Raw genomic sequence first — 22,681 nt, 5'->3', positions numbered from 1 at the left:
ATATTTTAGTTGGAGAAAAACGTCATGGCACGTGGAATAAACAAAGTAATCTTGATCGGTAACGCAGGCAATGATGCCGAAGTGCGTTTTATGCCATCTGGCGCCGCCGTTGCAAACGTTAACTTGGCAACAACAGAGAGCTGGCGTGATAAGCAGACCGGTCAAATGCAAGAGCGTACCGAATGGCATCGAGTGTCTTTTATGGATCGTGGTAACTTCCGTCTTGGTCAAATTGCAGGCGATTTTATTAAAAAGGGCTCTAAGGTATACGTTGAAGGTTCGTTGCGTACTCGTGAGTGGGAAAAAGATGGCATTAAGCGCTACACCACTGAGATCGTTGCGAATGAAATGCAATTGCTAGACGGCCGTGGCGATGGTGCTGGACAGCAAAGTGGTGGCTACGACTCTATGCAAGGTGGTGGCGGTTATGGCAGTGCTCCACAACAATCTGCCGCACCACAACAAGGCGGCTACGGTCAAGCGCCTGCGCATCAGGCGCCACAACAGCACACACCTCAAGGCGGGTTTAATCAGCCTCAAGGTGGTTATGGTCAAGCACCACAACAACCCGTGCATCAACCAGCGGCGCCACAAGCACAACCACAATCTTTTGGTAGCTGGGGCAATGCGCCACAGCAAGCGCCCGCTCAAGCTGCACCGCAACATCGTGCACCACAGCAGCCAGCGCCACAGCGTGCCCCTGAGCCAAAACCTCAGCAGGCACCGAACTTTGATGACTTCGACGATGATATTCCGTTTTAACGGTTACTAGAGATATCAGAAGGTCTTTGTGATCTAGGTTGATGTAATAAAGGCTCCTCTTTAGGGGCCTTTGTTGTTATATAATGGTTTGCTATATCGAATGAGTGAATCAAAGAGGTGTTTACTGTGAACGACGAAGATGAAACGTCTTTGTTTGCTCAAGAAGTGGCGGGTATTAAGCCGCTTGAAAAAAGCGAAGTATATCTAGGCAAAAAAGGCCCCATGGTCGACTTTGCTGCTCGCCAAAAAGCGGCGTTGATTGCGAAGGAGGCGGACCGGAATCACTTGTCGCAAGATTATGTGGAGAAAGTGGAGCCTAATGATGTGCTTGAGTATAAGCGCTCTGGTGTTCAAGACGGGGTGTTTAAGCGTCTTAGGCAGGGCAAGTATGGTATTGAGGCGCGTTTAGACTTGCATCGTCATACGGTGGCTCAGGCGCGGGAGCACGTCTATCAATTTACAGATGATTGTATGCGTCATGATATCCGCGTCGCTATCATAGTGCATGGTAAGGGGGATCGCACGCCGGACCCAGATAGCCAAGCGATGATCAAAAGTCATATCAATAAATGGCTCAGAGAGTTGGACGCTGTGATGGCCTTTCATAGTGCACAGCGGCATCATGGTGGTTTGGGAGCCGTGTATGTATTGTTTAAAAAAACAGAAAAAGCGCGTTTAGATGATTGGGAAAAACACCAAAAGCGTTGATGCGTTGTGTGGTTTGAAATGGGAGTGTCTACGTTAGTTCGTGCAGTAAAAGCCATATTTTTGCTATAATCCCGCCACTTTGCTGTCTTGGACTTATGTTGTCTTGAGTGTACCCAAGCTGCCCCAAAACATTGTAATGATCGTATTCTAATTCTATCGAGGTAGAGAATGGCAAATAGCACCGCGCACCATCCTGCGTTTACGTTTCTTCGCAGTGAATATATCGATGCTCTTAACGTTACCGTTCAAGAGTTTGAGCACGCCGTAACGGGTGCTAAGCATTTTCATATCGCGTCTGAGAATGACGAAAATGTTTTTTTAGTGGGTTTAAAAACCGTTCCGACGGATTCTTGTGGTGTGGCGCATATTCTTGAACACACCGTATTATGTGGTTCTGAGCGATTCCCAGTACGTGATCCGTTTTTTATGATGATTCGCCGTTCGTTAAACACCTTTATGAACGCGTTTACTTCTTCAGACTGGACGGCTTATCCGTTTGCTAGCAAGAATAAAAAAGACTTTCACAATCTTTTAGATGTGTACTTAGATGCGGTGTTTTTTTCGCGTCTAGATGAGTTGGACTTTTCACAAGAAGGCCATCGTTTAGAGTTTGCTGAGCCTGACAATGCCGAGTCAGATTTGACCTTTAAGGGTGTGGTATTCAATGAAATGAAAGGGGCAATGAGACTCCACCACGTCCGTGTTGTGGCAAACGCTCACCAAATATTTGTTCCCAAATAATACTTATCACTTTAATTCTGGTGGTGAGCCAACAGACATTCCAGATTTGTCCTACCAGGATCTACTGGCATTTTATCGTACTCATTATCATCCTTCTAATGCTGTATTTATGACCTTTGGCGATATTCCGGCTGAAACATTACAGGCGGAATTTGAAGCGAAAGTATTGAGCCGTTTTGAGCGCTTGCCAGTTGAAGATCAAGTGAGCGTACCGAATGCCAAACGTTACTTCTCGCCTGTGCGCGTGGAAGAAGGTTATGCGGCTGACGAAGTGAAAGAAGATGGCAGTCATGTGGTAGTGGGCTGGTTATTGGGTGAGAGCACAGATTTAAACCAACAGTTTGAAGCGCAATTGCTGTCTAGTGTTTTGCTGGACAACAGCGCGTCGCCTTTATTGCGCGTATTGGAGAACAGCGACCTTGGCCGTGCACCCTCACCAATGTGTGGACTTGAAGACAGCAATAAAGAAATGAGCTTCATGTGTGGTTTGGAAGGCGTCAAACGAGAAGATGCACCAAAGGTAGAGGCGTTAGTCTTGTCGACATTAGAGAGCATTGCCGAAAAAGGCGTGCCACAAGACATGGTGGATGCCATGCTGCATCAATTAGAGTTAAGTCAGCGCGAGATCGGCGGTGGCAGCTATCCTTATGGCTTGCAATTAATATTGGCTGGTTTGTCGACGGCCGTGCATGCCGGTGATGTGATTGCTCAGCTTGATCTTGATCCTGTTATCAATGCGATGCGTGAAAAAGTACAGGATCAACAATATATTCCGAATTTGATCAAGAGCTTGCTGCTAGCGAATGCGCACCGAGTGACGTTAACGTTAAGCCCTGATGATGCGCTTGAAGCACGTCGCAATCAGGCGGAAAAAGACCGTCTTAGTAAAATAAAAGCCGCCTTGTCGGATGCTGAAAAACAGCAGATTATTGCTCGTAGTGCTGCATTGAAAGCGCGTCAATCGCAAGTGGATGACATGAGTATTCTGCCGAAAGTAGGCTTGGAAGATGTTCCAGCACGTTTACCAGAATATGAAAATGACAAAGTGGCGGGTGAGTTGCCAATTACCTTTTATCCACAAGGTACAAATGGTTTGGTTTACCAGCAACTGGTTATAGATCTTCCTGAATTAGATGAGGAAGAAACTGAGCATTTGCCTTTGTTTTCTTCGATGATGACGGAGCTGGGGATTGGTGAGGCAGACTATCTTGCTGTTCAAGAACGCCAAGCTCAGGTCTGTGGTGGTCTGGGAGCATCTAATTCTATTCGTGCGACGATTGAAGATCGCCAAGTATTAAATGGCTATTTTATTTTGTCATCCAAAGCCTTGGTGCCAAATGTGAAAGCCATGAGCGAGTTGTTGAAAGACACTATGCTTAATGTGCGCTTTGATGAAGCCAGTCGAGTAAAAGAGCTGATGGCGCAACGTCGTGCTCGTCGTGAACAGTCGATCACAGGTCAAGGTCATTCGCTTGCGATGACAGCGGCGTCTAGTGCAATCTCTGGTTTGGCGGCACAACAGGAAAAATGGAGTGGTATGTCAGGCATTCGTGCTGCGATTGTGTTGGATGATGCGATAAAAGCGGATGGCAAAACAGCGGACAATATTTTAGCTATTTTTAAGCGTTTGCATGAAAAATTGTTGCAAGCAAATAAGCAGCTTTTATTGGTAGCAGAACCCCAGCATGAGGCCAATGTATTGCAAGAGGTGCAGTCAGTTTTTGCTGACTTGCCTGCTGGTCGTGTACAGACTAAGTTCGCTATGCCATCTGTTGACGCTAAAGTAAATGTCGCTTGGCTGACATCAACTCAGGTGAGTTTTTGTAGTAAAGCGTTCCGTACTGCGTACGGAGATCACCCTGATGTAGCGGCTTTGACCGTGTTGGGTGGTTTTTTGCGCAATGGCTTTTTGCACCGTGCAATCCGTGAACAGGGTGGTGCTTACGGCGGTGGTGCAACATTTGATGGCAGCACAGGGTCGTTCCGTTTTTACTCTTATCGTGATCCTCGTTTGACAGAAACCTTGTCTGACTTCGATGCTTCTATTGAATGGATGTTAAACGAAACGCATACTGAAGAGGCGTTGGAAGAAGCCATTTTGGGCGTGATTGGCTCCATGGATAAGCCAAGTTCACCAGCAGGAGAGGCGCAAAGCGATTTCTATGTACATCTGCATGGTCGTAGTTTGGCTTATCGAGAAGCGTTCCGCGCTAAAATTTTGGCGGTAACGATTGAGCAGTTGAGACAGGTTGCTAAAACATACTTAACGAAAGAGAATGAAAATATTGCTGTGGTGACCTCAACGTCGAAGCGTGGAGAGCTAGAAGCATTGGGCTTTGAAATTCAAACCCTTTAAAAATATTGAGACCTGTGCGTGCTCGTTGCGCGCAGGTCTCATTTGATAACAAAAAAACAAAACAGTTTTACTGACGGAAAATTAAATGGATCAGTTTCACGATATACGCCCCTACAACGACGATGAGGTCGCCGAGGTGTTGAACAATTTGGTCGAAACACCAGATTTTATAAATACAATTATTGGTTTTCGTTTCGCGCAATGGCCTAAGTTTTTACGAGCGCCATTGGCGTTCTGCGTTAAATTAGCGTTAAAACGCCAAATTGCCAATATATCAAATGTTCATGCGTTTCAAATGCGCGTCGCAAGCTATATGGAGCGTATGATAAAAACCACGACAACGAATGTTGAGTATCGTGGTATCGAAAAGTTAGAAAAGGGTGTCGGCTATTTATTCTTGTCGAATCATAGAGACATCGCGATGGACCCTGCTTTTGTTAACTATGGTCTGTACTTAGCGGGATTGGATACGGTGCGTATTGCCATTGGTGATAACCTATTGCGTCGCCCATTTGTGTCTGATTTGATGCGCTTAAATAAGAGTTTTATCGTAAAACGTTCCGCGAATGGTATTCGGGAAATGATGGCGGCCTTTGGGCAGTTGTCTGCTTATATTTCTGATTCGCTCATGAAAGATCAGGCTAACATTTGGATTGCTCAAAAAGAGGGGCGTGCCAAAGATGGCTTGGATCAGACTGATCCTGCGATTATTAAGATGTTCTTTATGAGCCAGAAAAAAGAAAAGATCCCTTTTTCTGACGCTATGGCGAATTTGAAAATTGTACCTGTTTCTATTGCTTATGAATACGATCCATGTGCCTTTGATAAAGCGCGTGAATTGCATCAAAAATCGACAACGGGCTCTTATGAAAAAGCTGAGTTTGAAGACATAGACAGCATTAAAAATGGCATCGTCGGTCAAAAGGGCAAAGTGGTGGTTACTTTTGGTGATGTCATCAAAGAGGGCTTTGAGACGCCAGAAGAATTTGTTGCGGAAGTCGACCGTCAAATCATTACCAATTATGCGATTCAGTCTACTAATAGAGCAGCGTTTGCTTTGCAGCAAGGCTTGCCTTCAAGTGACAGTGCATTTTCGAATTATCTTGAGCGCTGTCCTGACAATCTAAAAGACACTGTGTTGGCAATGTATGCAAATCCATTGAAGCAGCAACAAAAATATCTTAATGAATAGGTTATGGGGAGTAATCGGTTAATGAATGTAGGGGCGTTTTTACGATCTTGGGTCGGCTCAACAATATTCTCCATTTATTACATGGTATCCACCATTATATTTGGTGTACTTGCGCCATTTGCGACGATTTTATTGCCAAAAAACTATCGTCAACCTGTTTTGAACTTGCACAATAAAGGTTTGTTGTTTGTTTTTCGTGTGTTTTGTGGTGTAAAAGTCGAGATTATTGGTTTAGAGCATATCAATAAAAGCCGTCCTGTTGTGTTGGTAGCGAACCATCAAAGTGAATGGGAAACCTATGTTCTGCAGGTGCTTATGGCACCGGTTTCAACGGTGTTAAAGAAAGAGTTGTTGTCAGTGCCTTTCTTTGGCTGGGGGTTGAGGATGGTGCAGCCAATTGCCATCGATCGTTCACAGCGTACCAATGCGTTGAAGCAAATAATCAGTCAGGGTAAAGAGCGTTTAGACGATGGCCGTTCTGTATTGATTTTTCCGGAAGGAACGCGAATCGCACCGAATGAAGAGCAGCCTTTTAATAAGGGGGCAGCTATGTTGGCAACGTCGGCAGGTGTGCCCATTCTGCCTGTGGTACACAATGCTGGTTATACTTGGCCTGGTAAGCGTTGGCGTAAGTTCCCAGGATCCATTAGGGTGGTTATTGGGCCGATTATTGAGTCTGAAGGCAAGAAAACCTCTGCATTACATGAAGAAATGGATGTTTGGATGCGAGCTGAAATGGCGAAACTTCCGAAAGGAAATGACTTTCTGTTTTAGCTAAATCGCATGTTAAATTGAAGGCATAAAAAAGCCGCATCAATGATGCGGCTTTTTTGTTGCTCAAGATTATTTATGCTGTGTATTTTTTGAATACTAAGCTGGCGTTGGTGCCGCCGAATCCGAAACTATTAGACATAATCATGTTCAAGTTAGCATTGTCTTTGCGAGTCGTAACGACTGGAATGTTACCTGCCGCTGGATCAAGCTCGTCAATGTTTGCTGATGCTGCGATGAAATCGTTTTCCATCATTAGCAAGCAGTAGATGGCTTCGTGAACGCCAGCAGCCCCCAAAGAGTGGCCAGATAGCGATTTTGTCGAGCTAATTAATGGAATTTTGTCGCCAAATGTTTCATTAACCGCTTGAAGCTCTTTCATGTCGCCAGCAGGCGTACTAGTACCATGAGTGTTGATGTAGTCAATGTTGCCATCAATCGTACTCATTGCCATCTGCATACAACGCACAGCGCCTTCACCAGAAGGGGCTACCATGTCATAACCATCAGAGGTGGCACCGTAACCAACTAGTTCAGCATAGATTTTGGCGCCACGAGCTTTTGCATGCTCTAATTCTTCGATCACCAGCATGCCACCGCCGCCAGCGATAACAAAACCGTCACGGTTTGCATCATAAGCACGAGATGCTTTCTCAGGGGTGTCATTATATTTAGAAGACAACGCGCCCATCGCATCAAACATACAAGTTTGAGTCCAGCTTTCTTCTTCACCACCACCGGCAAAAACGATATCTTGTTTGCCTAACTGGATAAGTTCCATGGCGTTGCCAATGCAGTGCGCACTGGTAGAACAAGCAGAGGTGATAGAGTAGTTAACACCTTTGATTTTGAACGGTGTCGCCAAACAAGCAGAAACGGTACTGCCCATGGTTTGAGTGACGCGGTATGGACCAACGCGTTTAACGCCTTTTTCACGTAGTGTGTCTGCAGAGTCAACTAGGTTTTTGGCCGATGCGCCGCCAGATCCCGCGACTAGACCTGTGCGAATATTGGATACTTGGTCTTCGGTTAAGCCAGCGTCAAGAATGGCTTGTTGCATGGAGACATAAGCATAGGTTGCCGCATCGCCCATGAAGCGACGAATTTTGCGATCAATACTTTCTGCATCTAAATCAATACGACCACAAACGTGGCTACGAAAGCCATGTTCTTTATAGTCTTCAGCGAAACGAATACCTGACTGACCTTCACGTAAGGAGTTTAGAACGCTCTCTTTGTCATTGCCTAGGCAGCTGACAATGCCAAGACCTGTTACTACTACACGACGCATAAATGTGCCTCTTTCATTCTTAATCTTTAGAAGTTATCAGTTGAAGTGAATAAGCCTACACGCAAGTCTTTTGCGGTGTAAATTTCACGGCCATCAACTTTCACACTTCCGTCTGCAATTCCCATTACCAACTTGCGCTCAATAACGCGTTTCAAGCTGATATGAAAAGTAACTTTTTTCGCGGTAGGAAGAATTTGTCCAGTGAATTTCACTTCACCAGAGCCTAATGCGCGTCCGCGGCCTTTGTTGCCTTTCCAGCCAAGAAAAAATCCTACTAGCTGCCACATCGCATCTAAGCCTAGGCAGCCAGGCATAACTGGATCGCCAGGGAAGTGACAGGCAAAAAACCACAGGTCAGGATGTATGTCTAGCTCAGCAATAATTTCGCCTTTGCCGTGTTCCCCGCCTTCAGTCGAGATGTGAGTAATGCGATCCATCATTAGCATATTGCCAACAGGAAGTTGGGCATTGCCTGCACCAAACATTTCACCGTGGCCGCATTTTAATAGTTCGTCTTTTTCAAAAGATGAAGCTGTAGTCATTATAGTCCTATATCCACATCCAGCCGATGACTTAAAATAGTCTGGCGGATTGTCGTGGTCCAGTTTGCAGTAGAAAATCCAACTGATTATATCGGTTTGAAACCCTAATATGAATGTTTGAACGGAAAAAAACCAAATTACCTGCATGAAAAGTGATCATTTTTACGTTGTTTGTCGTGTTTGAGCGGGGAGATTGGAGATAAGGGTGGTTTTTGCCTCGATTTGTTAGTGTCATTTGCGATGATTTTTTCTGCTAAGATGTTTTTTTACGATGTCTTGATTGTGTTGGATGTCCTTATGAGTTCAAAAAGAAAGCGAAATTTGTCTGCGTGGCAGTACAAGGTTGATGATGGCTATATTCAAGGATACCTCGGAAAAATAGAGGCGCACCAGCCAACCATTCATTTTCTTCACGGCAACGGTTTTTCGGTGAAAACCTATTTATGCTTTTTAGAAAAGATGACGGGGTTTAATTTGATTATGCAAGACGCTGCAGGTCATGGTGAATCAACGCCAGGAAAATCCTTTATTGGTTGGAACGCTACCGCTTCTCGGTTTGTCGAGTCTCTCAAGGCGCAACGTGTTGTCTTACCAAAAAACGAATTGATTGGAATGGGGCATAGTTTTGGTGGTTGTATGACCGCATTGATGGGGGTGCAGGATTCTGCCCTTTTTGATCGTTTGGTACTGTTGGATCCCGCACTTTTTCCTCCGCGTCTAATTTGGATGATGCGTGGTGTTAAGTTGGCAGGTTTAAAGAGTCAGATTCCATTAGCTAAGCAGGCCAAGCGACGACGTACGCAATGGGAAAGCTTTGCTCAAGTGAAGAGCAGTTTTTATGAAAGAGGGACATTTAAGGGTTGGGAGTCGAGTTGCCTTGAAGACTATATAGACTCTTCAATTAAGTGTGATGAAAAAGGGCATTATCAACTGGGTTGTCCGTCGTGGATGGAGGCAGCTATTTTCTCAAGCTATCCTACAGGTCTGTGGCGCGCCATATCGAACATATCTGTGCCGACTTATATTATTCAAGGTAAGGATACCTTTGGGTATTTCAAAGAGGCTTATCAATTGGCGGCAAGGTTAAATCCAAACATTAACGTGATCGAGGTCGAGGGCGGTCATTGCTTCATGCAGCAGGATTCTTCTATGTCTGCTCAGGTTGTCATGGATGTGTTGAATAAAACGGTATAGGTGCGTCGCATGGAGAAAGCCAAACACATATTTGTATCATCTGTGTTTGGCTTGAGTAATGTGCTTACCTATCGTTCGCTAGTTACGGCGTTTTACTGAGGCGTTCGCTAGTGCGATAAGCGCCTTTTTGTAATCAGATTCTGGTAATGGTGCAATGGCTTCAATGGCGAGATCGGCCTGCTCTTGGGCTTTTTTCTGCGTATATTGAATGGCTCCACAACTTTGTACATCATTGATAATGGCGTCTAGTTGGTCGAGCTCCACCTGTGAGGATGGCTTGTTTTACACGCTCGACGGCATCTTTTGGACCGTGCTTCATGGTGAAAATAAGTGGTAAGGTGGGCTTGCCTTCAGCAAGATCGTCGCCAACACTTTTGCCCATTTCTTCCGCTGTGCTAGTGTAATCCATCACATCATCAATGAGCTGGAAAGCGGTACCAACATACATCCCAAACTGTCTCAATGCTTCTTGATGCGCCGCGCTTGCGCCAGCAATGACAGCACCACAGAGTGCGGCACCTTCAAACAGCTTTGCTGTTTTGTATTGAATGACTTTCAGATAGCTGGCTTCTGTCGTATCTGGGTCGCCACAGTTGATGAGTTGTTGCACTTCGCCTTCGGCAATAATATTGGTTGTTTTGGCTAAAATACTCATGCACTGCATGCTGCCAACATCCACCATTATTTGAAAAGCGCGAGAATAGAGAAAGTCACCGACGAGTACACTGGGCGCATTGCCCCATTCTTCATTGGCGGTTTTTTTGCCACGGCGCATATCGGATTCATCGACGACATCATCGTGTAATAGAGTTGATGTGTGGATAAATTCAATGATCGTTGCCATTTGAATGGCTTGTTCGAGTTTGGTTGCGTCGAGTTCAGCACTCGCTTTTGCCGCTAATAATACCAATAGTGGCCTGAGCCGCTTTCCACCATTACTAATGATGTAGTAGCCGATTTGCTCTATGAGTGGGATGTCACTGCTAAGTTGTGACACAATATAATCGTTCACTTGGCCAAATTCATTGGCCACAACATCATGTATTTGTATAGGTTGCATGCAATTTCCGAAGCTAAATAATCTCAAGCTGATCAGCAAGTGTGCCTCATGCTAGGTAAGGCTTGTGTCAGGGTCAACCCACATTGCGAAAAATGTATAAAGAGATTGCTTTTAGCTTGTATTAGGTGGTGTGATTTTGTACAATCTTGCGTCCGATTTACCCACATTTTGCTCCCTATCATATGGTTAGCGATTTTTGTCCAATTTGGTCAGAGGTTTTTGCCACTAGAAGTAGGTCAAATTTAATTTCAGTAGCCGGGTAAATCTTATTGGAGAAGAACATGTTTGCAGTGATCAAAACTGGCGGTAAGCAATACCGTGTAGAAGAAGGCCAAACCCTTAAGGTTGAGAAATTAGCTGTTGAAGAAGGTGGCGCGATTCAATTCGATGACGTTCTTCTTGTATGCAATGGCGACGACATTAAAGTTGGTGCACCAGTTGTAGAAGGCGCTAAAGTAACAGCTGAGGTTGTTGCTCATGGTCGCGGAGACAAAGTGAAAATTTTGAAATTCCGTCGTCGTAAGCACTCTATGAAGCGTATGGGTCATCGTCAGTGGTTCACGGAAGTGAAAATTACTGGCATTAACTAAGCGCTAACTATTCAAATTTAAGGAGTAAGTCATGGCTCATAAAAAGGCGGGTGGTAGTACTCGTAACGGTCGCGATTCCGAGTCGAAACGATTAGGTGTCAAACGTTTTGGTGGTCAAGTTGTGATCCCAGGTAACATCCTTGTTCGTCAGCGTGGTACTCAGTTCCACCCTGGTGTTGGTGTTCAAATTGGTAAAGATCACACTTTGTTCGCTGTTGCTGAAGGCCAAGTGAAGTTTGAAGTGAAAGGTAAGTTAAAGCGTCGTACAGTTTCTGTCGTAGCGGCTTAATTGCTTACTGAAAAACTTAAAAAAAGCTCCGCGACGCGGGGCTTTTTTTGGAAGAATTCTATAATCAGCGTTTGTTGATTCTGATAATCCACCGACGAGGTGTATCTGTGAAATTTGTTGATGAAGCCAGTATCTATGTAAGAGCAGGTAAAGGCGGTAATGGTTGTTTGAGCTTTTGGCGCGAAAAGTTTGTGGCAAAGGGCGGTCCTGATGGGGGTGATGGCGGTAATGGCGGCAGTGTAATACTGGTTGCTGATGAAGCCTTAAATACTCTGATCGATTTTCGTTTTACCAAGAAATACATTGCTGAAAGCGGAGAGAGTGGTCAAGGTCGCGATATGACTGGCGCGAAAGGTGCTGATCTTGAAATTAAGGTGCCTATCGGTACGACGGTTATTGACGAGGATACTGGCGAGACGCTGGGTGACCTTGTTCGTGATGGGCAGAAGTTGAAAGTTGCTCAGGGTGGTCATCATGGTTTGGGGAATACTCGATTCAAATCCAGTACTAACCGTGCTCCGAGACAGACCACAAAAGGTACGATAGGTGAAGAGCGTACGCTGAAGCTGGAAATGAAAGTGTTGGCGGACGTGGGCTTGCTTGGTCTTCCCAATGCGGGCAAATCGACGTTTATTCGTGCGGTGTCTTCTGCTAAGCCAAAGGTGGCAGATTATCCGTTCACTACCTTAGTGCCAAACCTTGGCGTAGTGAAAGTTAAGAAGCATCAAAGCTTTGTAATCGCTGATATCCCAGGAATCATCGAGGGGGCGTCTGAGGGTGCGGGTCTTGGTATTCGTTTCTTGAAGCACTTGGTGCGTAACCGTATTTTGTTGCACATCGTCGATTTGGCGCCTTGGGATGAAATTACCCCAGCGGAAGCGGCAGTCATTGCGGTAAATGAACTACATCAGTTCAGTCCAGCTTTGGCAGAGCGTGATCGTTGGTTGGTTTTGAATAAGACCGACATGGTGCCAGAAGATGAGTTGGAAGAACGTTGTCAGAGCGTGATTGATGCGCTTGGATGGCAAGGTAAGGCTTACCGAATCTCTGCGATATCTGGTGAAGGTACAGAAGTTTTGTGTTTGGATTTGATGACGGCGCTGGATGAAAAACGTGAGTTGTTGGCGGAAAGTGCAGAAGCCCGTGAAAAAGAAAAAGCCATGCGTACCTTGATTGATGAAGAAGGTCGCAGTCGTATCATGTCGTTGCGTGAAAAACGTCGTAAAGCGGGTTTATTGCTTGATGATGACGATTTTGATGAAGATGATTACGATGTGGAAGTGGAATACGTTAGCTAATCTGATTGGTGGGAATAAGTAGTATCATGGAAATGCGAGAAAAAATAGCAAAGGCGCAGCGTGTCGTTGTCAAGATAGGCAGTGCTTTATTGACAAACGATGGTCAAGGATTGGACGTCGCTCGAATTGGTCTGTGGGTTGCTCAAATTGCGCAATTACGATCACAAGGTAAGGAAGTTGTTTTAGTGTCTTCTGGCTCTATTGCGGCCGGTATGAAGCGCCTTGGTTTTTCTTCTCGCCCCACGCAGGTTAATGAATTGCAGGCGGCGGCTGCCGTTGGTCAAATGGAATTAGTAGGCGTCTATGAGTCTCACTTTGAGAAGCATGGATTATGCACGGCGCAGATTTTATTGACCCATGATGATTTATCCAATCGCCGACGCTATTTAAACGCGCGTTCTTCATTGCGGACTTTGCTTGGCTTCGGTGTTGTACCCATAATCAACGAAAATGACACCGTTGTAACCGATGAGATTCGTTTTGGTGATAACGACACTTTAGGGGCTCTGGTGGCTAACCTGATCGAAGCCGATGTGCTGATTATTTTGACGGATCAGCAGGGATTGTTTAATAAAAATCCACGCGATCATCAAGATGCAACATTAATCTCGCATATTTCTGCTTCGGACGATCGTTTGGAGTCGATGGCCAGTGGTGGTGCTGGTGTGTTGGGTAGTGGGGGGATGCTTACTAAGGTGCGGGCGGCGCGTTTGGCGGCGCGTTCCGGTGCTGATACCCTGATTGCCTCAGGACGTGAGAAAGATGTGATTGTACGAGCGGCTTCGGGCGAAATGCTGGGAACGTGGCTGCAACCGGAACATGGTCGAGTGGCGGCGCGTAAGCAGTGGTTGGCTGGACATCTGAAGAGTCGTGGCGCATTGATTTTAGATGATGGTGCGGTGAAGGCTTTGCGTCAAGGTGGTACGAGTTTACTATCGGTTGGTGTGAAAGACGCGCAGGGCACTTTTTCGCGTGGTGATATGGTCATTTGTGTGGATCTGCATGGTGGTCTGGTGGCGCGTGGTTTAGTAAACTACAGTGTGGCGGAAACTTTGAAATTGCTTGGTCAGCCTTCGTCTAGCATTGGTGAGATTTTGGGTTACAAAGGTGAGCCAGAGCTTATTCACCGTGATGATTTGGTTATTATTTAAAAAGAGGTTGTCATGGCAAAGCCAGGTAAAGTGGGTTTAGATCGTGTATTGAGTGCTTCGAAATATTCCTATCAAGGTTTGCGAGGCTCAATGGAAGCATGAAGCGGCGTTCCGTCAAGAGGCGATTTTGTTTTTAATATCTTTACCTTTTGCTATCTGGCTTGGTGATACTGGGCTTGAGCGTGCTGTGCTGATTTTTTCGGTGGGTCTGGTGTTGATCGTTGAGACTCTTAATTCTAGTGTCGAGGCGGTGGTTGACCGAATTAGTAGTGAGCATCATGAGTTGTCTGGTCGCGCGAAAGATCTGGGATCGGCGGCGGTTATGCTGGCGTTGGTCTTAGCGGCTGTGGTCTGGTTGGTGGTGTTGTTTGGTTGAGGTTGCTTTAAAGTGTTGTGCTGATTAGGAGTGTGAGTGCTTCTAAAGCAAAGAAATAAAGAGTAGACATAAAAAAACCGGCAATTGCCGGTTTTTTTATAGGTATTAGGCCAGTGCTTTGATTTTAGCACTCAAGCGGCTCTTATGACGAGCTGCTTTGTTTTTGTGATATAGGCCTTTGTCAGCGGCTTTGTCTAGCTTAGAAGTTGCTAGAACGTAAGCTGCTTGTGCGTCAGCTTGATTGCCTGCTTCGATAGCTGCATCTACTTTTTTCAAGTATGTGCGAACCATTGAACGAAGGCTACCATTGTGAGCGCGGCTTTTGATTGCTTGGCGCGCGCGTTTTTTTGAACCGGCGGAATTTGCCACGGTCTGGCTCCTTTAATTTTGGAATAAGTAATGACACAGCACTCTGCTGTGTCATGAAATTAATGTCAAGTTTTAACTTTGAAATCTCGCGGCGGATTTTACCAGTTTTTAGCGCTGCCACAACCCTATTATACAAAATTTAATCAAATGAGCTTATATATTTGGCTGCGCTTGGCTAGTGGCTGGTGTTATTCTTTGCGTATCTGGGTCTTGTTTGTGTCGCCTCTTTCGATGTTGTAAAAGAAAATACCTATGTCTAAGAAAAAATCTGTTTCTAACAAAGACTCTAAGTCTTTGTCTTTATTGCGTTCTGGTGTGTTGGTTTCTATTTGTACGTTTCTTTCTCGTATTCTTGGTTTGGTGAGGGATGCGGCTTTGGCTTTTGTTTTGGGGGCGAGTGGTAGTGCGGACGCATTTTATGTGGCGTTTAAAATTCCTAACTTTTTTCGTCGGCTATTTGCCGAAGGGGCTTTTGCTCAAGCTTTTGTGCCAGTTTTGAGTGATTATCGAGTAAAGGAAGGACAAGATGAAGTTCGTGCCTTAGTGGCTGCGGTAAGCGGTTCTCTTGCTTTGGTTTTGTTGTGTGTGACTGTGTTGTTTATGGTTTGCGCGCCATGGGTTGTGTATATTTTTGCACCGGGTTTTGCGGGAGATGATGGTCAATTATCTCTAGCGTCAGATTTATTGGTGATCACATTCCCGTATTTATTGTTTATTTCTTTGACGGCATTGGCTGGTGGTATTTTAAACGCCCATGGTGAGTATGCGGTACCCGCGATTACACCAATTTTCTTGAATATCTCGCTGATTGTGGCGACTATGTTTTTTGCTCGTTCGGCTGCTCAGGCTGAGACAGCTGTTGCTTGGGGTGTGTTTTTTGCTGGTTTGATACAGCTAATGTTCCAAATACCCTTTTTGGCAAGACTTAAGTTGCTGCCTATGCCGACATTGGGCTTTGGTCATCCTGGAGTAAAGCGTATTCTGCTTTTGATGGGGCCTGCTTTATTTGGCGTGTCTGTGAGTCAAATTAATTTATTGTTGGATACGGTGCTGGCGTCTTTTTTACAGACGGGCAGCATTACTTGGCTGTACCTGTCTGATCGGTTATATGAATTGCCGTTGGGTATTTTTGCTATTGCTATTAGCACTGTTATTTTGCCCTCCATGTCGCGTAGTTTTGCGGGTGGTGAATCGTCGAAGTTTTCCGATACGCTTGATTGGGCGTTACGAATTTTGTTACTGATTGCGATTCCGTCTTCTCTTGCCTTATTTATGTTGGCTGAACCTTTAATAGCGACAATTTTTTATCGAGGCGAGTTAACGGTAAACGACGTTCAGATGGCGGCGCAAAGTCTGCAGGCTTACTCATTGGGTTTGGTGTTTATGATGTTGATTAAGGTCTTGGCGCCTGGTTATTACGCAAGGCAAGACACCAGAACGCCAGTGCGTATTGGGATCATTGCTATGGTTTCGAATATGGTGTTGAACTTAATTTTAGTGTGGCCGCTTGGGCATGTTGGCTTGGCATTGGCGACGAGTCTGTCGGCCGGATTAAATGCTTTCTTGTTGTGGCGTGGTTTGTATAAACAGCAATTCCATGTATTTTCGGCACAATGGGGACGGCTGTTGCGTATTTTAGTGAGTGCGACCATGGCGCTGGGTGCGTGTTTGTATCTGTTTTTACAGCAAGGCTGGCAATGGACACAGATGGATGATTGGACTCGGGTGGGTTGTACCTTGATGGTGGTTGTTTGCGGTGTGTTGGTCTACGTTTTGGTGGCGGTGGCGGTAGGATTGCGGCCTTCTATTTTAAAACATTAGATATACTTTGTGTGTTTTTTGCCTTGATTATCGGTTTGCACAGCTTGTTCAAGTTCTGGCCTACCTTCATCTGGTTAACTGCTATATAATCGACGATATTTTTTCGACGCTGGATTTAATTGTTTTGTACGGGGTTCTATGGAGTTAATTCGCGGTATTCATAATATCCGTTCAAAGCATAAAGAATGCGTGCTGACGATAGGGAATTTTGACGGTGTTCATTTAGGTCACGGTGCGATATTGGCACGCGTTAAAGCCTTAGCTAAACAATACGATTCGCCTGCTGCGATTATGATTTTTGAGCCTCAGCCTAGAGAGTTCTTTGCTCCGGATACGGCGCCAGGTCGCATCGGTCGCTTGCGTGATAAGGTGAAGTTGTTAGAGGGGCAGGGGATTGATTATGTGCTCTGTATGCCGTTCAACCCGAAACTGCAACAATTAGATGCGCAGGCATTTTGCCAGCAAATTTTGCTGGATGGTTTGTCTGTAAAGCATTTAGTAGTGGGGGATGACTTTCGCTTTGGCTGTGATCGACAAGGTGATTTTTATTATCTGCAAGAATTTGGCAGTCAGCACGGTTTTGATGTTGAAAATACACCGTCAGTGTTAAACGCTCTAAATGAGCGAGTAAGTAGTACTCTGGTTAGGGATGCTCTAGAGCGCGGTGATATAACCGCCGCACAAATGAACATGGGACACTCGGTCACGTTAAGCGGCCGGGTAATACATGGTCAGCAGCTTGGTCGCAAGCTGGGTTTCCCAACGGCTAATGTGCATCTTAAAGGTATTAAATCTGCCTTGTCTGGTGTGTACGCTGTGACCTTTATGGTTGAGGGTGTTTCCCATCATGGCGTTGCTAATATTGGTGTGCGTCCTACCGTTCAAGGAAAAACGCCGATATTAGAAGTGCATTTGTTCGATTTTAATGGCGATCTGTATGATCAATATGTGCAGGTAACTTTCTGTCATTTTATCAGGGCAGAGCGAAAAATGGCCGGCCTAGATGAGCTGGAAAAACAAATTCAATGTGATAAAGAGGCCGCGTTACGTTTCTTTGTCCAATCAGTGAACTGATGATCTTTGAGGATAAATCGATAAACCATGAGTGATTATAAACCGACACTGAATTTGCCAGATACAGATTTCCCAATGCGCGGAGATTTGGCAAAACGTGAACCTGCAATGCTGAAGCATTGGCAGGATATGGATCTGTATAAAAAAGTACGTGATGTAAGTAAAGGCCGTAAATCTTTTATTCTTCATGATGGTCCTCCGTACGCAAATGGCAGTATTCATATTGGTCACGCGGTTAACAAAATCCTCAAAGATATTATTGTTAAGTCCAAAACCGTCAGCGGCTTTGATGCGCCTTATATTCCTGGTTGGGATTGTCATGGTTTGCCAATCGAGCACAAAGTTGAGCAGCTGATCGGTAAAGCAGGCGCGAAAGTATCTTATAAAGAGTTTCGTGCAAAATGCCGCGAATACGCCTATACGCAAATCGAAGAGCAGAAAAAGGATTTTATTCGCTTGGGCGTCATGGGGGATTGGGAAAATCCTTATCTGACGATGAATTTCAAGACAGAAGCAAATATTGTTCGAGCTTTAGGCAAGATTGCTGAGAACGGTCATTTGGTCAAAGGCTTTAAGCCCGTTTACTGGAGTGTGGTGGGTGGCTCTGCGTTGGCGGAAGCCGAAGTGGAATATCAAGATAAAACGTCTTTGTCTTTGGATGTGCGTTATGCGCCACAAGACGAAGCGGCCTTGCTTGCTAAATTCTCTGATGTTGAGGGGGAAGGCAAGGTTTCTGTTGTTATCTGGACGACGACACCTTGGACGCTTCCAGCAAGCCAAGCGGTTTCTATTCATCCAGAATTTAACTATGCGCTAGTTGAAGTGGATATGGGGCTAGGCAAAGAGCGTTTAATCGTTGCTGAAGACATGGTCGCAAGTGTGATGTCTCGCTACGGCGTTGCTGATTTCCGCATTGTTGGTCGTACCCTTGGTGCGGAATTGGCAGGTACTGTGTTGAATCATCCGTTCCTAGAACGCGATATTCCTGTCATTTTGGGTGAACATGTTACCACTGAAGCGGGTACGGGCTGCGTACATACTGCACCTGACCACGGCGTAGATGACTTTAACGTCGGTCGTGAAAATGGCATTGGTACGATTAACCTTGTTCAAGACAATGGTGTTTACTCTGATGCGGCTGGCGAATTTGCAGGGTTGCATGTTTATAAAGTAGATGACGCCGTGCTTGAAGCGCTGAATCGTAATAACGCTTTGGTGTGTGAGTCGAAGATTTTCCACAGTTATCCACATTGCTGGCGTACTAAAACACCTCTTATCTTCCGTGCGACACCTCAGTGGTTTATCAGTATGACCAAAGAAGGTTTGCTCGATTCAGCTAAGCATGCTGTTGAAGGTGTGAAGTGGGTGCCAAGCTGGGGACAAAACCGTATGGAAGGGATGTTGAATAACAGCCCGGATTGGTGTGTGTCTCGTCAGCGTACTTGGGGTGTGCCAATTGCTTTGTTTATCAACAAAGAAACTCAAGAGCTTCATCCTGAAACGCCACGTTTGATTGAAGAAGTGGCGAAGCGTATCGAAGTGGAAGGCATCGATGCTTGGTTTGAAATGGAAGCAGAAGCGTTGTTGGGTGCGGATGCTGAAATATACAGTAAGGTAACGGACACGCTGGATGTATGGTTTGACTCTGGTGTAACGCATTATTCTGTTATCGATCAGCGTGATGAGCTGAGCTTCCTGGCCGATTTGTACCTAGAGGGTTCAGATCAGCATCGTGGTTGGTTCCAGTCTTCATTGAAAACGTCTATTGCGATTCGTGGTGTGCCGCCATACAAGCAAGTGCTCACTCACGGTTTTACCGTGGATGGTGACGGTCGTAAGATGTCGAAGTCTTTGGGTAATGTGTTGTCACCGCAGAAAGTCATGGATACCTTGGGTGCTGATATTATCCGTCTATGGGTTGCAGCGACCGATTACACCACTGAAATGACTGTGTCTGATGAAATTCTTAAGCGTGTCGCAGATTCTTATCGTCGTATCCGTAATACGGCACGTTTCATGATGGCAAACTTAAATGGTTTTAATCCGGCCACTGACATGGTGCCTTCAAGTGACATGATTGCGCTGGATCGTTGGATTGTCGATCGTGCTGCTTTACTGCAAAAAGAGTTGAATAAAGCCTATAACGAGTATCAGTTTCATACAGTAAACCAGAAAATTCAGAACTTTTGTTCTGTAGATTTGGGTGGTTTTTACCTAGATGTTATTAAAGATCGCCAATATACGACGCAAAAGGACAGTTTGGCTCGCCGTTCAGCGCAAACCGCGCTTTATCATGTGATGGAGGCCTTTACTCGTTGGATTGCGCCTATATTGAGCTTCACTGCTGACGAAATCTGGAAAACATTGCCTGGAGAGCGTAGCGAGTCGGTTTTCTTGGAGACATGGTATGAAGGTCTCGAGGAGTTATCTGGCGATGAGCCAATGGGCCGTGAATTCTGGAAGCAAGTTCTGGAAGCGAAAGTCGCGACGAATAAAGTGTTAGAGGCCGCGCGTAGTGAAGGTAAGATGAAAGCGAGCTTAAGTGCTGATATCGCACTTTATTGTGATGATGCTTTGCAAACAACATTGAATCGTCTTGATGAGGAGCTGCGCTTTGTCTTAATTGCTTCTGACGTTAAGGTGTTATCTTTGTCTCAAGCGAGTGATGATGCAGTGGCGACTGACCTTGAGGGGTTAAAAGTTCACGTTGAGTTAAGCAAATACACTAAGTGTGTGCGTTGTTGGCATCATCGTGAAGAAGTGGGTAAACGAAACGCGCACCCTGAGTTGTGTGATCGTTGTATCTCTAACTTGCCTGATGGGGAAGGTGAACAGCGCCTTTACGCCTAATGACTGCTTTGATTGTGTGGAAACGAGTTCAGCGCTGGTGGGCGCTGGCTCTCATTCTTTTTATCTTGGATTGGGTGACTAAGCAAGTAATTGAGTCCAACTTGTTTTATGGACAAGAGATTGCTGTTTTTCCATTCTTTGATCTGACATTGAGATACAACACTGGTGCTGCTTTTAGCTTTCTTGCGCAAGCTGGTGGCTGGCAGCGCTGGTTTTTCTCTTTTATCGCATTGGCAGTTGTTGTTGGCATTAGCTGGCGTCTTGTTAAGATTGCAGAAACAAATCGGTTGGAAGCTCTAGCGCTGACGTTTGTACTAGGTGGAGCGATTGGTAACCTTTATGATCGATTGGTTTATGGTCATGTTGTAGATTTTCTACAATTCCATTGGCAGCAGTCGTGGTATTTTCCTGCGTTCAACATTGCTGACAGTGCTATTACTATTGGTGTTATTTTAATGTTGCTTGAGAGTATTGTGTCTAAAAAAACGGAAGAGGTGAAAAAATGAATGCAATTACGGCTGAAAGTCGTGTGACTCTGCATTTTGAACTGTCATTGGAGGATGGTCAAATTGTCGATTCTAACTTTTCACAATCTCCAGCTAGCTTCGTGTTTGGTGATGGCAATCTATTGCCAACATTCGAGGCGGTTTTATTAGGCATGAAAGTGGGTGAGGAGGCTTCTTTTGTTATGTCTCCAGAAAAAGCTTTTGGTGCACACAATCAAAGCAATATTCAGCGTATGCCTCGTTCGCAATTCTCTATGGATATCGAGGAGGGAATGGTTATTTCATTTGCGGATATGAGTAAAAATGAACTGCCTGGCGTCATTGCAGAGATTGGTGAGGAAGAGGTTGTGGTGGATTTTAATCATCCTCTTGCTGGTCGCTCATTGACGTTTAGAGTAAATATCATCGCTGTTGAGGCTATCGCATGAGTTTTACTATTCAGCTTGCTAACCCTAGAGGTTTTTGTGCGGGTGTTGATAGAGCAATAGATATTGTTAATCGATGCTTGGACTTGTTTGAAGCGCCCATCTATGTTCGTCATGAAGTGGTTCACAATAAGTTCGTGGTTGAGTCTTTAAAAGCGCGTGGTGCGGTTTTTGTGGATGAGCTTGATCAAGTACCAGACGACAATATTGTTATTTTTAGCGCTCATGGTGTTTCAAAAGCGGTGCGAGATGAAGCAACAAATAGAGGCTTAAAGGTATTTGATGCAACCTGTCCATTGGTAACAAAAGTACATCTTGAAGTGCTTCGTTATTCTCGTGATGGTATGGAGTGTGTTTTAATCGGTCATGATGGGCATCCAGAAGTGGAGGGGACAATGGGGCAGTACGATGTCCGTCAGGGCGGTGCTATCTATTTAGTAGAAAGCCCTGTAGATGTTGAAAAACTTCAGGTTAAGAATCCTGATCGCCTTGCCTTTGTGACACAAACAACTTTATCAATGGATGATACTTCAGTCGTTATTGATGCACTGCGAAAACACTTCCCGATGATTCGTGGGCCTAAGAAAGACGACATTTGTTACGCCACACAAAATCGTCAGGATGCCGTGAAGGCACTGGCTGAAGAATCTGAACTGGTTCTTGTAGTGGGTTCTGTTAATAGCTCTAACTCAAACCGTCTTCGTGAATTAGCGGAACGAATGGGGGCAAAAGCTTATCTAATCGATAATGCGAGTGAAATCCAAAGTGATTGGTTGAAAGGTATCCGTAGTATTGGTGTCACAGCAGGCGCTTCAGCTCCAGAAGTATTGGTGAATGAAGTGATAGATCGTCTTGTTAAAGAGGGTGGTAGTGCTCCTCAGGAGTTAAAAGGTAGAGAAGAGAACGTCTCTTTTTCTATGCCTAAAGAGCTGCGCATCATTGAGATTTAAGATATTTTAAATTAATTTAAAATATCTTAAAAAAAAGGTTGCACAAAATCTGTAGATCCTTAATATACGCCCTCGCTGACACGGACAAGGCTTCAGAGCAACGAAGACCAAGTTCAACTTCCTAGAAAACCTAGTAAGAGATTCAAGTCAGCCCGCTCTTTAAAATAGATAATCAGATAATTTGTGTGGGCGCTCGCTGGAGGCTTCAGAAGATTGTCTGGATTGGTTTTTAACTGATTCGAGATGGTCAAAAAAATTGAAGTCTTGCGAAACGTCTAACACGTCAATTCGCTTTATGTTGTTTCGTTGTTCTTCGGGATGATGAAATGATTAAGTTATTGTTAGTGTAATAGATTTTGAGTAAG

General features: G+C 45.0%; 18 protein-coding genes and 3 pseudogenes. 17 read left to right on the top strand and 4 right to left on the bottom strand.

The genetic code is table 11. The features are described 5' to 3' along the window. Window positions 1–24: 24 nt before the first annotated feature. From ssb to AC0L6V_RS16325, 5 genes and pseudogenes are all read left to right on the top strand, one after another. Complete coding sequence (ssb, locus tag AC0L6V_RS16345; RefSeq protein WP_409418794.1) at window positions 25–762, top strand: single-stranded DNA-binding protein; 738 nt, start codon at window positions 25–27, stop codon at window positions 760–762. A 126-nt stretch (window positions 763–888) separates the two neighbouring features. Further along, complete coding sequence (gene smrA, locus AC0L6V_RS16340) at window positions 889–1,470, top strand: DNA endonuclease SmrA (RefSeq protein WP_265219453.1); 582 nt, start codon at window positions 889–891, stop codon at window positions 1,468–1,470. 168 nt (window positions 1,471–1,638) lie between these two features. Next, window positions 1,639–4,567 (top strand): annotated as a pseudogene (locus AC0L6V_RS16335) (insulinase family protein). An 85-nt stretch (window positions 4,568–4,652) separates the two neighbouring features. After that, the gene (locus AC0L6V_RS16330; RefSeq protein ID WP_409418793.1) at window positions 4,653–5,759 is read left to right on the top strand and encodes a 1-acyl-sn-glycerol-3-phosphate acyltransferase; all 1,107 of its coding nucleotides are present in this window, start codon (window positions 4,653–4,655) and stop codon (window positions 5,757–5,759) included. A 3-nt stretch (window positions 5,760–5,762) separates the two neighbouring features. Further along, window positions 5,763–6,533 carry a lysophospholipid acyltransferase family protein gene (locus AC0L6V_RS16325; protein WP_265219449.1) on the top strand — a complete coding sequence of 257 codons (771 nt, stop codon included), beginning with the start codon at window positions 5,763–5,765 and terminating at the stop codon, window positions 6,531–6,533. A gap of 73 nt (window positions 6,534–6,606) precedes the next feature. Here AC0L6V_RS16325 and fabB read toward each other — a convergent pair whose 3' ends face one another. Next, window positions 6,607–7,821, bottom strand: a complete 1,215-nt coding sequence (gene fabB, locus AC0L6V_RS16320) for a beta-ketoacyl-ACP synthase I (RefSeq protein ID WP_265219447.1) — start codon at window positions 7,819–7,821, stop codon at window positions 6,607–6,609. 26 nt (window positions 7,822–7,847) lie between these two features. After that, window positions 7,848–8,363, bottom strand: coding sequence for a bifunctional 3-hydroxydecanoyl-ACP dehydratase/trans-2-decenoyl-ACP isomerase (gene fabA, locus AC0L6V_RS16315; protein WP_265219446.1), 516 nt, complete (start codon window positions 8,361–8,363; stop codon window positions 7,848–7,850). A 297-nt stretch (window positions 8,364–8,660) separates the two neighbouring features. Between fabA and AC0L6V_RS16310 the strand changes: the two genes are divergently transcribed. Further along, window positions 8,661–9,557: an alpha/beta hydrolase gene (locus tag AC0L6V_RS16310; protein ID WP_265219445.1), complete on the top strand. Its 897-nt coding sequence runs from the start codon at window positions 8,661–8,663 to the stop codon at window positions 9,555–9,557. Between the two features lie 78 nt (window positions 9,558–9,635). Here the strand turns inward: AC0L6V_RS16310 and AC0L6V_RS16305 are convergent. Further along, window positions 9,636–10,617 (bottom strand): annotated as a pseudogene (locus tag AC0L6V_RS16305) (polyprenyl synthetase family protein). A gap of 281 nt (window positions 10,618–10,898) precedes the next feature. On the opposite strand from AC0L6V_RS16305, the gene rplU reads away from it, so the two are divergent. The 5 genes and pseudogenes from rplU (at window position 10,899) to AC0L6V_RS16280 (ending at window position 14,321) form a co-directional block, all read left to right on the top strand. After that, entirely contained in the window at window positions 10,899–11,207 is a 309-nt protein-coding gene (gene rplU / locus AC0L6V_RS16300; RefSeq protein WP_111608655.1) for a 50S ribosomal protein L21, read from the top strand. Window positions 11,208–11,238: 31 nt separating this feature from the next. Next, complete coding sequence (gene rpmA / locus AC0L6V_RS16295; RefSeq protein ID WP_111608656.1) at window positions 11,239–11,496, top strand: 50S ribosomal protein L27; 258 nt, start codon at window positions 11,239–11,241, stop codon at window positions 11,494–11,496. 107 nt (window positions 11,497–11,603) lie between these two features. Beyond that, the gene (cgtA, locus tag AC0L6V_RS16290; protein WP_265219441.1) at window positions 11,604–12,794 is read left to right on the top strand and encodes an Obg family GTPase CgtA; all 1,191 of its coding nucleotides are present in this window, start codon (window positions 11,604–11,606) and stop codon (window positions 12,792–12,794) included. A 26-nt stretch (window positions 12,795–12,820) separates the two neighbouring features. Next, window positions 12,821–13,945, top strand: coding sequence for a glutamate 5-kinase (gene proB / locus AC0L6V_RS16285; protein WP_265219440.1), 1,125 nt, complete (start codon window positions 12,821–12,823; stop codon window positions 13,943–13,945). A gap of 12 nt (window positions 13,946–13,957) precedes the next feature. Next, window positions 13,958–14,321, top strand: a pseudogene (locus AC0L6V_RS16280) (diacylglycerol kinase). A 105-nt stretch (window positions 14,322–14,426) separates the two neighbouring features. On the opposite strand, the gene rpsT reads toward AC0L6V_RS16280, so the two are convergent. After that, the gene (rpsT, locus tag AC0L6V_RS16275; protein WP_111608659.1) at window positions 14,427–14,690 is read right to left on the bottom strand and encodes a 30S ribosomal protein S20; all 264 of its coding nucleotides are present in this window, start codon (window positions 14,688–14,690) and stop codon (window positions 14,427–14,429) included. Window positions 14,691–14,942: 252 nt separating this feature from the next. Here rpsT and murJ point away from each other — a divergent pair, with 252 nt between their 5' ends. The 6 genes from murJ (at window position 14,943) to ispH (ending at window position 22,316) form a co-directional block, all read left to right on the top strand. Next, window positions 14,943–16,511 (top strand): murein biosynthesis integral membrane protein MurJ, encoded by a 1,569-nt coding sequence (gene murJ, locus AC0L6V_RS16270; RefSeq protein ID WP_265219439.1) that lies wholly within the window; start codon window positions 14,943–14,945, stop codon window positions 16,509–16,511. A gap of 138 nt (window positions 16,512–16,649) precedes the next feature. Further along, window positions 16,650–17,585 (top strand): bifunctional riboflavin kinase/FAD synthetase, encoded by a 936-nt coding sequence (gene ribF, locus AC0L6V_RS16265; RefSeq protein ID WP_111608661.1) that lies wholly within the window; start codon window positions 16,650–16,652, stop codon window positions 17,583–17,585. Window positions 17,586–17,612: 27 nt separating this feature from the next. Continuing rightward, window positions 17,613–20,435: an isoleucine--tRNA ligase gene (ileS, locus tag AC0L6V_RS16260; protein ID WP_265219438.1), complete on the top strand. Its 2,823-nt coding sequence runs from the start codon at window positions 17,613–17,615 to the stop codon at window positions 20,433–20,435. After that, a complete protein-coding gene (lspA, locus tag AC0L6V_RS16255; RefSeq protein ID WP_265219437.1) occupies window positions 20,435–20,941 on the top strand; it encodes a signal peptidase II in 507 nt (168 codons plus the stop codon). The genes ileS and lspA overlap by 1 nt, the downstream gene beginning before the upstream one ends. After that, the gene (locus AC0L6V_RS16250; RefSeq protein ID WP_265219435.1) at window positions 20,938–21,369 is read left to right on the top strand and encodes an FKBP-type peptidyl-prolyl cis-trans isomerase; all 432 of its coding nucleotides are present in this window, start codon (window positions 20,938–20,940) and stop codon (window positions 21,367–21,369) included. Before lspA ends, AC0L6V_RS16250 begins: the two co-directional genes overlap by 4 nt. Further along, window positions 21,366–22,316 (top strand): 4-hydroxy-3-methylbut-2-enyl diphosphate reductase, encoded by a 951-nt coding sequence (gene ispH, locus AC0L6V_RS16245; RefSeq protein WP_265219434.1) that lies wholly within the window; start codon window positions 21,366–21,368, stop codon window positions 22,314–22,316. Before AC0L6V_RS16250 ends, ispH begins: the two co-directional genes overlap by 4 nt. The last annotated feature ends 365 nt before the right edge of the window (window positions 22,317–22,681 follow it).

The sequence above is a fragment of the Marinomonas sp. G8-14 genome, assembly GCF_055808935.1.
This window is presented reverse-complemented; position numbering and strand designations above follow the sequence as displayed.